Source organism: Campylobacter sp. RM12654 (assembly GCF_020137585.1).
In the GTDB taxonomy this organism is placed as follows: Bacteria; Campylobacterota; Campylobacteria; order Campylobacterales; family Campylobacteraceae; genus Campylobacter_E.
In genome coordinates this window covers 1-9,952 of sequence record NZ_JACGAR010000037.1, presented here as the reverse complement: position 1 = coordinate 9,952, position 9,952 = coordinate 1, and the positions used below count along the sequence as shown (strand labels likewise).

Below are 9,952 nucleotides of genomic sequence, written 5' to 3'. Positions count from 1 at the left end.
GTAAAAGCTAATAAAATACAAGATATTTTAAAGTCTTTATAAAATACAAAAGAACTAATTATTCTACAAACTAACATAGTAAGAATAATAGCAAATGACATTAATATAAGCTCTTTATTAACCAAGCTAAAATCAAGGCTTAGCCCAACATATACGAAAAATATAGGTATTAAAAAAGGGTGTCCTAATGAGCTTAATTTATGCTCTAAATCCTTTTTATGCCCAAAAAAGCTAGATATAAACATACCAGCTAAAAACGCTCCTAAAGCTATTTCAAAATCAAAATAAAGCATTAAAGCAACTGCTAGCATCCACAATGCAAGACTAAGCCTTACATTACGCTCTGCTTTATCATAATCAGGCATTAAAATCTCTTTAAGCCAAGGTAACCACCAAAAAATCGCATTAAAAATATAATAAATTACAACAAAAATCCCTAAAAAGAATAGTATTGACAATACAGAAGTAACAACTTGCATTGTGCTACTTGAGTTTGAAAAGCTATTTAAAAGAGTTATTAAAACAATGCTTATTACTTCGCCAAGTGCTGCTAAAACCATAGTAAAACTAAGCCATTTTGGAGTAATTTCGTATTCTTTATATAAAATACTAATAAGCCCTATACTCATAACAGGAATTATTATTGCAACTACTAAGCTAAGTTTTAGTATCAATGAAATACTAATAGCTAAAGCGTAAAGAATTAAATAAAATAAAGATATTTTTTTTAGCTCATTTGCATTTAATTTTATAAATTCTTTAAGGCTTACTTCAAGCCCTGCTATAAACATTAAATAGCAAAATCCAATATGAGAAGCTAGGGTAAAAGCAGGTGTTTTTGTGATTATTCCAATAGCACCAGCAATACTTCCTAAAATAATTTCAACCGCTAAAATAGGTAAGCTAGTAAGCTTTGCTATATAAGGCGATGAAAAAACAACAAAAGATATAAATAATAAAATATTTAAATCATTTGAGCTAAGTTCCATTAATTTCCTTGTATAAATCTAGTATCCTCAAAAATTATGCTTTTTGCAATTATTTCAATTTTTTCGGGGATATTTTCAATAATTATAATAGGACTTAGGTTATAGTGATTAAATAATTTTGTTCTAAAACTTATTTGTTTTTTAATACTTGGTGGATTTTTTAAAAATTCTTCATAATTTTCGTATTTAAAAAACTCATTTGCTTTTTTAAACGATATTACACATAATTCATCTTTATTACACATTATTAGCTCTTTACTTATGTCAAGACTTAGATTAATTTTGCGTGATTTAAAATGCGAATAAAACAAAACAAAAGCTTTTGCAGTATTTTTATTAGCTTTAATTCTTGCATAAAGCAAACGATAATTTAAAAACTTTTCTCTAATAATGCTAAATTGTTGATTTTTGCTTTCTAATCTTACGACTTTTTTAAAAAATTGCAATTTTTCTTCTATTGAGCCAGGTAGAATTTGATTTTTATATATACTTGAGCTTAATTCTTTTATTAAATGCTCTTCGCTTTTTTGTTGAGCTAAGCCGTAAATACAGCCACAATAATTTTGATGATACAATAAATCATCTTTTGCTAATTTTAATTGCCTTTGAGTTCCACCATCTTTTCTAAAATCAACACAAAAAAACTCTAAATCAGTCCCTTTTAAAGCTTCTTGCATAGATACTCTTAATTGCTCTAAATCTTTTTTAGGAGAGCATAAAAGTGTGGTTGTAAATGTTTTTTGCCCTAATTTTAAAGCCATTTCAACAGAACTTTGCATTCTAAAATCAAAACATTTAGAACATCTCTTCCCACGCTCAGGCTCATTTTCATAGCCTTTTACATAATTAAACCATTCAGCATAATCATATTCACCTTTAATTAGCTTAATTCCAAGCTTTTTACAAGACCTTGCTACATCAAAATATCTTAATTCATATTCGCTAAAAGGATGAATATTTGGGTCATAAAAATACCCGATGAGTTCTTCATCAGGCATTAATTTTCTTAATTCTTGCAAAAAAAAGTGCGAATCAACGCTACAACAAATATGAACTAGCATTAATTTATTTTATACTTTTTACTAATTTCATTTATTGTGCCATCATCTAGCATTTCTTGTAGGCTTTTATTTATTATTTCAAGTAATTTTGTATTACCTTTATTTATGGCAAATCCTTGTGAGTCTTCATCTTTATACTCGCAAACTACTTGCAAATCAGGATTTTTATTTAAAAAATTAACAGCAGCAACCTTATCTAATACTATAGCATCTATTTTTTTGCTTTGTAATGAAAGTATGCTAATGCTAGAATTTGCAAAGCCTTTTACTTCTTTTTGGCTAGATTTTTTTGCTATATCATATTGCACCGAGCCAAGTTCAGCCCCAAAAAGCGTATTAGTAAAATCTAAATCTTTACAATTTTTAATTTCTTGATTTTCATTATTTTCTATTCTTTTTATGAAATAATTAGAACTATCTTTAAAATTAATTGTAAATTCTACTGCCTTAGCTCTTGCTGGAGTTTTTTTCATAATTGCTCCGATTAAATCCACTTTATTGCTCTTAAGACTTGGGATTAATCCGTCAAAATCCATATATTTAAACTCCACTTCTAAATTATTTCTTTTAGCAATTTCTTTAATAATATCAACATCAAAGCCCTTTAATTCGTTGTTTTCTAAATATTCATAAGGCGGATAATTAGGTGCTGTTGCTACTCTTAAAATATCAGCACTCATACTTGTTAATAATGCTAAAGAAAATAATATTTTTTTCATTTTGCTCCCTTACTTTACGCTATCTTTATAAACTGCGTTTTCATTTACTACTTCTTTAATAATTAAAGACCTTTTTGTCTCTCCTGTACTATCTATGCTAATAATCCCACTAACGCCTTCGTAATCTTTAGTTTTTTTAATCTCTTGATTTATACATTCGCTAGTGATTTGCTCGCAACGATTTGCAGCTTCTACTAATACAAAATAAGCATCAGCACCCATTGCAGCAAAATTTGATGGAAGACTTCCATTATAAGCTTTTGCATATTCTGCTAAATATTTTTTGCTAAGTTCTGTTGGTGGAACATTTGCATCAAAGCTATCTGTATATAAATGATTGTTTGAATACTCTGCTGCAAGTTTGATAAATTGCTCATCAGCAACCCCATCAGCACTAGCGATTATACTTTTAACACCTGCGATTTTTGCTTGTCTTACAAAAAGCGCTGCTTCTTGATAATAAAGTGGCAAATACACTACATCAGGATTTAAACTAGCAATTTGAGCTGAAATAGCGTTAAAATCTTTATCTCCACTTGTAATGATTAATTCTTTTAATATTTCTCCACCACCTTGAACAAATTCTTTTTTGTAAGCTTTTGATAAACCTAGTGAATAATCAGTCGCTTGGTCTTTTACAATTACTGCTGTTTTTTTACCTTGAGCTAATAAATATTTTGCCATAGCTTCGCCTTGAAAACTATCATTAAAGCACACTCTAGCAGCGTAATTTTTGCCTTTTAATAATTTATCATTCGTAGCAGCTGGTGCAATTACAGGCACTTTTTTCGCTTCAGCTGTATTCATAACCACTATAGTATTTGCAGTAATCATTTCTCCAATTATTGCACTAACTTTTGGTAAAACTCTTTCAGTTGCTGTGATGGCTTCTATTTTATCGCCTTTTGTATCAACTATATTTAAATTGATTTGCTCTCCATTTTTTAAAGTTGGTTGCATTGCATTTGCTACTTTTATTCCATTAAGTGCCGCATTTCCATACGCTGCAACGCTACCGCTAAGTGGTAAAACTACACCAATATCTAAAGCAAAAGCCGCACTAGAAGCTAATAAAATTAAACTTTTTTTCATAATAAATCCTTTAAATAATTTAAATAAATTCCTTGAATTACAAGGCATAAAAGACCTGCAAAAAATCCTGCAAGTAAATCATCAAGCATAACGCCTAAGCCACCTTTTAGCTTTTTATCAACTTTACCAATAATACTTGGCTTAGTTATATCAAAAAGCCTAAATAAGATAAAAGCTAAAGCAAAATGCCACCAAGAGTTGTTAAAACTCATACCAATCGCCAAAAAAACCCCACAAACCTCATCAATTACTATTTCTTTAGCATCGTGTTCGTGAGTTTTTTCATAATCGTCAATGATTTTAATACTTGCAATAAAAATTGCAATACTTAATAGCATTAAAGTGCTTTTATCTGTGTAAATTAGTAACAAATAAGCAAATGGTAATGCTGCAATAGTCCCCATTGTGCCACTTGCAAACGGACTAAGACCTGAATAAAAAAATGTTAAATATAGTTTTGCTAATTTTTCTTTCATTAAAATCCTTTGTAATTTGGAAAAATATCTTAAGTTAGTTAAGGAATAATTTGTTTTTAGAATTTGATTTAAAGAATTTAAATATCGTTTTTAAATTCTATGATTTTTAATTTAAGAAAAACATTATAAAATAACGATTATTTTTTATAAAAAAAGGCAAAAAAATGTTGAAAAAATCAATAATTTTAATAAGTATTTTATATTCTAGTTTAAATGCAAGTGCCGTTGATAGTAGATTTTCGTATCAAGATTATTTAGATTTTGGTGCTAATAAAGGCAAATTTAAAGCAGGGACAACAGAGCTTAGCGTAAGCTCTAAAGATGGGACTTTAAAAGTAGATAGTTTTGCTCCTATGCCTATGATTGATTTTAGTGCTAGTAATAAAACGGGTATTTTAAGGGGAGAATTTACAAATATAGGTGGCAATAGGGTTTTAAGTGCAGCTCATATGATAAGCAAAATACAACCAAAACTTATACAACAAGGAAGTATCTTGGAATTTGGCGGAGTAGGCACGAGAGTTGTAAGTGCTTCTAATAATTTTGCTGATTATTTCGGAACTGACACTCCTTGCCAAGGTAAAAAATGCGTAAGAACTGATATTGAAGATTTCGTTGCATTTAGAACAAGTAAAGTTAATTTAAATGCAAAAGCTAATGTAAGTCAAGTAAAAGCATACAACGAAAGTGGTAAAGATATAAATTATGAAGCTTGTAAAGGTAATAGTTTTTGTTCTGATAAAAGTGGAAAAGCAGAATACTTTAATAATGATAGATATACATTATTTGTAAGAAGTGGAACTGGGTATCAAAAAATTACAAATTTAAAAGATGATGCTACCGATGTTAGCAGTGCTAATAAATATTTTACCGGTGGCCTTATGCAAATATATGATGAAGATAGTTATAAAATACAATTTGGTATTCAAATGAATAATTATATAGGCTCTACAAGATTACCATTTTCTAGTATTGCATCAGAAGGTGATAGTGGAAGTGCATTATATGTTTGGGATAATGTAGATAAAAAATGGTATATGATAGGAGTTGCTAGTAGTTCAAATTGTGAAGCTACAGGCGGTAAGACTTGCACTATTACAAATTATCATTTAATAGACCAATATACTATGGATAAATTTTATAATAACCACACCATTACAACTCAAAATAACCTAACTCTTGATTCAAATTCTTTAAAAGACGGAACTCAAGAATTAGAAAAAACTATGGGAGATAAATCTTTCAAACATTATTATGATACAAAAACCGCTAATCAAACTCAGGTAAATTATAACGCTAGAAATAATGCTATGGCTAATGATAAGGATATTTATATAAATGGCGGTTCTTTAACTCTTAGTGCTAATGCTGATTTAGGTTCTAGTGCATTGATTATAAAAGATAATTTAACTTATGATATTAAAGGTAATTTTGACTTTTTACACGGCGGTCTTGATATAGAGGCTAATTCGGTTGTAAATTATGACCCTAAAACAGCAAAAAATGATTATTTACATAAAATTGGTGCTGGTAAATTGATAGTTAATTCAAGTAGCCCTAATGCAGGTCTTAGAATAGGTGGGGGCGAAGTTGAATTAAATAGTAAAGGTTGGCAAAATACTTTTGGAAGTATTTATATGACTAATAATTCAAGTTTAAAGATAAATAACGCAAATCAAATAAATACAAATTATTTATATTTTGGCGAGAATGCAGGTAAGCTTGATTTAAATGGAAACAATATTAATCTTAATAATTTTTACGCGAGTGATAATAATGCAGTGATAACAAATACTAGTGCAACATTAAGCACATTAAATATTGATAAATTTAAAAATACCTATGAAATATTTAATACCATCAGTCACGGAAATATTAAAGGAAATATCAATATAGCTCAAAACCACAATAATAGTGATAAATATGCTGTTTATGATGGTGGTTTAGATATTCAAAATATGGAATTTAAAGATGGAAATTTAGTTTTACAAGGTCATCCGGTAGTGCATAGTTATATAAGTTCTGATAGAAATAATGTTAATTATGTTATAGGAGATATTAGTTCTAAGATAAATGAAAAAATATTCACTACTCCTACAAGGCTAGACCAAGAAGATTGGGAAGATAGAGATTATAAAATGTCTAGTCTTAAATTGACTAACGCAAATCTTGATATTTTAAAGTATTCAAATGTAGATATTAAGGATATAAATTCAACTTCTTCAAATATTACAATAGGCAAAAATTTAGCTTATATTGATGGTTACGATGGAGAAAATATTAAATTTTTAGCGAGTTCGGACTTAAATGCAGGTAAAGATACTTACGAAAATTATTATTCAAATATGAAATATCAAGAAAAAGTAAGTAGTGGCGAAAGCATTGCTAAAAATATCAAAATTAATTCAAATTTTGATTTGAAAACCAATTCAAAACTAAGCCTTTTAAATGGCACAGATTTTAAAGGCAAAATCACAGCTGATGATAGTTCTAGCCTTGAGTTTAATGGTGCAATGATTAATGCAAATATAAACGCAAGTAGCCTAAACTCAACCAATACAACATATATTTACGAAAGCAACACTAATGCTTTAAATATAAGCAAAAGCACAAGTGGAGCTAATAATAAGCTTTTAATTAAAGAAAGCTTTTTAAATGGAGATGATAAAATACTAATAGCAAGTTTGGCTAATGATACTTTAGTGGCTGAAAATTATTTTGGTATTAAAGGTGAAGCTTCAGTATTTGCTGACCTTAAAGCTAATGTGAAATATTATACTGAAAACGGCACAGCTAAATGGTATCTTGAAAAAATACCATCTACTCCAACACCAGAGCCAAGCCCAACACCAGATAAGCCAAGTACCCCAACAACTCCAAGTGAGCCTGATACTAAACCAACTCCGCCAACTAACACAGACACAACTCCAAGTGAGCCTATTAATCCAAATGAGCCTAGTGTTAATAATCCAAGCGAACCTAGTATTCCTAGCACTCCAACAACTCCAAGTGAGCCTGATACTAAACCGATTGAGCCTAAGCCAGACACCTCAACAACTCCAAATGAGCCTACAATACCAGAAGAGCCTGTTATAGTTGAGCTTGACCCAAATCCTAGCAACAATCCAAGCAATGTAGAAACAAAAGGCCATTATCAAGAATACTTCTTCGTAAGAGAGAAAGAAAGTTCAATAAATACAGCTAAAAACACGCTAAATCAAGCATTTTTTAACTATGTTTTAGAATGGAACAATATGCAAAAGCGTATGGGAGAGCTAAGAGATGAGGTTGCAAATGGTGGAATTTGGATTAGGAATTTCGGTGGAGCAAGTTCGTATCTAAAAGATAATAAGACCAAATATTATGAATTACAAATCGGTGCTGATAAGATTAGCGAAATGGATGATTTCAATGCTTATGCGGGAATTATCTTTACTAATTCAATTTATAAACTAGATACAAAAAATATGCTAGAAGGTAAAGTAAAAGGCATAGGCGGGGGACTTTATTCAAGCTTTATTTTTAATAATGGTTTTTATATTGATATGATTGCAAAATATGTTGATTATAAAAATGACTACACTCTAACGCTAAATAATGGCAATAATAAAGCAATTTATATTAACGCGAATAATCATTCTAAAAGCGTAGTAGCAAGCGTAGAATTAGGCAATAGATTTTATATGAATAATTATTATTTAGAGCCTAGCGTTGAGCTAATTAGTGGCTATGTTAGTGCGATTAGCCTTGAAAATAAAGCCGAGCATATAAAATTAGAAAGCAAATCATTCGTTCCATTTAATACAAAAACAATGCTAAGTTTTGGTAAGCAAAGTAGCGAAGATTCAAGATTTGGATTTAGATTTGGGGTTGGAATTGCTGCTGATTTAGCTAAAAACGGCGATAAAACCATAAGAGATTTAAATGTAATTAGACAAATTGAAGGCAAAAAAGATACAAGAATGCTAACTAATGCTTCATTTAATTATAATTTCACGAATAATTTAAGGCTAATGACCGAGTTTGAAAGGACATTTTTTGGTGATTTGAATGTGGATTATTCGCTTAATATGACTTTAAGAAAGAGTTTTTAATTTACTTTGCACCTATTTTAAAGGTGCAAAATCTTTATATGTTTTTATCTTGTCAATAAATATTATTTATTGGGTTTTTTAATGAGTTTAAGCATAAAGAGTTTCAAAATACATTTATCTTATCGCCTAAATATACTCAAATTATGACGCAAAGCTTAATTTTTGATATAAAGAAGCAAAAATAACCATTAAATAATAATCTTTATTCATTCACTCGCATTACTAAATACAAAAAATAAAGAATTTAAAATAATAATTCAAATAAAAATATTTTAATTTTCTTTAAAAGTAAGAAAATTTAAATTGCTAAGTTATTGTTTGTATTAAACTACTTCTTAAATCTTGCCAAATTACTAAGCGGTAAAGATAGCTAAGATTTATAATTTTTACCAACAAATTTCTTAAAAGTTTAGTTATTTTTAATGTTACTTTTACGCATTTAATTGTATTTTTTACTCATAAAATCACTTGAAATCTCACTGATATTGATTTTTTTAAGTATTAAAAAATAAAGAATTTAAAACAATAATTTACACATAAAAACTAAAAAAATATAAAGCAATATTTTTATTATTACCAAAGCTTTATATTTTGATTTAGAGATAGCCTAAATAGTATTAAATCAAATAATATGATAAATTCAAATTTATGTTTAAGCTATTATTTTTTTTTTTTAAAGATTATTTTTTGAATGAATTGCTGTGGTTTGCAATGCTAATGCAAGTTAGTATTAGAATGTTTTTATCTTTTTCATAGATTAATACTAAATCGTTTTTCACATGGCAATCTCTATAGCCTTTAAATCTACCTTGTAATGCGTGGTCTTTATAAACAGGTTCTAATACTTCATCATTTGCCAATCTTAAAATAATTTTATTTGTTAATTCTTTATCAGCTTTGCTTAGTTTTTTAAAGGCTGTTTTGTAAGCTTTAGTCTCCCTTACTTGATATTTCACCATTTCATGCTTTCTTCTACGAATTTTTCAGCGTCCATATATTCAACTTCCCCACGCAAATACGCAGCCTTTAATTCTTTTGCTTCTTTTATAGAATCTAAAAATTCTTTACTATTATAAAAATCATCTAATTTGCTTTTTTCTTTCTTTATCTTTATCGGCTCGTTAAATGCCTTTGCTAATTCTTTTAAAGCCTTTAAAAAGTGCGGATTATCATTCATCTTTACTATTACATTCATATTTACTCCTTTTATAATCGTTATCTTATACTAAATATGTTTAAATTATAAAGTTTTAAAGAATTTAAATTGGGAAATTGATTTTTAAATTTAAAAAAGGGAGCGAGTGCTCCCCTTAGGATTATTGCAATAACCTTAGTAATTTTTACTATTGTAATAATCCTAGTCATTTTTTAAGATAGCTAACGCTATCTTAAAAACTCCTATTATTAACGCAATAATCTTTAATGCGTTTTTAAAGGTGCATTGCACCTTTAAAACTATTGTAATAATCCTAGTAGTTTTTAAGGCGACAAGCACCTTAAAAACTCCATTCATTATTACTA

8 protein-coding genes are annotated in these 9,952 nt (G+C 28.6%); 1 reads left to right on the top strand and 7 read right to left on the bottom strand.

Annotated elements, in window-relative coordinates; genetic code table 11:
- The 5 genes from AVBRAN12654_RS08975 to AVBRAN12654_RS08955 form a co-directional block, all read right to left on the bottom strand.
- Positions 1 to 989 (bottom strand): cation:proton antiporter (locus AVBRAN12654_RS08975; protein ID WP_336614331.1); only part of this gene is annotated, 989 nt, incomplete at its 3' end.
- Entirely contained in the window at positions 989 to 2,050 is a 1,062-nt protein-coding gene (locus AVBRAN12654_RS08970) for an epoxyqueuosine reductase QueH (protein WP_336614330.1), read from the bottom strand. The genes AVBRAN12654_RS08970 and AVBRAN12654_RS08975, both read right to left, overlap by 1 nt.
- A complete protein-coding gene (locus AVBRAN12654_RS08965) occupies positions 2,050 to 2,769 on the bottom strand; it encodes a substrate-binding periplasmic protein (protein WP_336614329.1) in 720 nt (239 codons plus the stop codon). The genes AVBRAN12654_RS08970 and AVBRAN12654_RS08965 overlap by 1 nt, the downstream gene beginning before the upstream one ends.
- Positions 2,770 to 2,778: 9 nt before the next feature.
- Positions 2,779 to 3,861, bottom strand: a complete 1,083-nt coding sequence (locus tag AVBRAN12654_RS08960; protein WP_214119584.1) for an ABC transporter substrate-binding protein — start codon at positions 3,859 to 3,861, stop codon at positions 2,779 to 2,781.
- Complete coding sequence (locus tag AVBRAN12654_RS08955; protein ID WP_214119583.1) at positions 3,858 to 4,337, bottom strand: phosphatidylglycerophosphatase A family protein; 480 nt, start codon at positions 4,335 to 4,337, stop codon at positions 3,858 to 3,860. Before AVBRAN12654_RS08955 ends, AVBRAN12654_RS08960 begins: the two co-directional genes overlap by 4 nt.
- Positions 4,338 to 4,501: 164 nt before the next feature.
- On the opposite strand from AVBRAN12654_RS08955, the gene AVBRAN12654_RS08950 reads away from it, so the two are divergent.
- Positions 4,502 to 8,431 carry an autotransporter outer membrane beta-barrel domain-containing protein gene (locus AVBRAN12654_RS08950; RefSeq protein ID WP_336614328.1) on the top strand — a complete coding sequence of 1,310 codons (3,930 nt, stop codon included), beginning with the start codon at positions 4,502 to 4,504 and terminating at the stop codon, positions 8,429 to 8,431.
- 680 nt (positions 8,432 to 9,111) lie between these two features.
- Here the strand turns inward: AVBRAN12654_RS08950 and AVBRAN12654_RS08945 are convergent.
- Together AVBRAN12654_RS08945 and AVBRAN12654_RS08940 are read right to left on the bottom strand one after the other, a co-directional pair.
- A complete protein-coding gene (locus AVBRAN12654_RS08945) occupies positions 9,112 to 9,390 on the bottom strand; it encodes a type II toxin-antitoxin system YafQ family toxin (protein WP_442862324.1) in 279 nt (92 codons plus the stop codon).
- Positions 9,384 to 9,626, bottom strand: a complete 243-nt coding sequence (locus tag AVBRAN12654_RS08940) for a hypothetical protein (RefSeq protein ID WP_214120675.1) — start codon at positions 9,624 to 9,626, stop codon at positions 9,384 to 9,386. The genes AVBRAN12654_RS08945 and AVBRAN12654_RS08940 overlap by 7 nt, the downstream gene beginning before the upstream one ends.
- Between the last annotated feature and the right edge of the window lie 326 nt (positions 9,627 to 9,952).

Bases quoted from the DNA above. Each gene is read 5' to 3' on its own strand.
- AVBRAN12654_RS08970 (WP_336614330.1), bottom strand. From the start codon at position 2,050: ATGCTAGTTCATATTTGTTGTAGCGTTGATTCGCACTTTTTTTTGCAA.
- AVBRAN12654_RS08965 (WP_336614329.1), bottom strand. From the start codon at position 2,769: ATGAAAAAAATATTATTTTCTTTAGCATTATTAACAAGTATGAGTGCT.
- AVBRAN12654_RS08960 (WP_214119584.1), bottom strand. From the start codon at position 3,861: ATGAAAAAAAGTTTAATTTTATTAGCTTCTAGTGCGGCTTTTGCTTTA.
- AVBRAN12654_RS08955 (WP_214119583.1), bottom strand. From the start codon at position 4,337: ATGAAAGAAAAATTAGCAAAACTATATTTAACATTTTTTTATTCAGGT.
- AVBRAN12654_RS08950 (WP_336614328.1), top strand. From the start codon at position 4,502: ATGTTGAAAAAATCAATAATTTTAATAAGTATTTTATATTCTAGTTTA.
- AVBRAN12654_RS08945 (WP_442862324.1), bottom strand. From the start codon at position 9,390: ATGGTGAAATATCAAGTAAGGGAGACTAAAGCTTACAAAACAGCCTTT.
- AVBRAN12654_RS08940 (WP_214120675.1), bottom strand. From the start codon at position 9,626: ATGAATGTAATAGTAAAGATGAATGATAATCCGCACTTTTTAAAGGCT.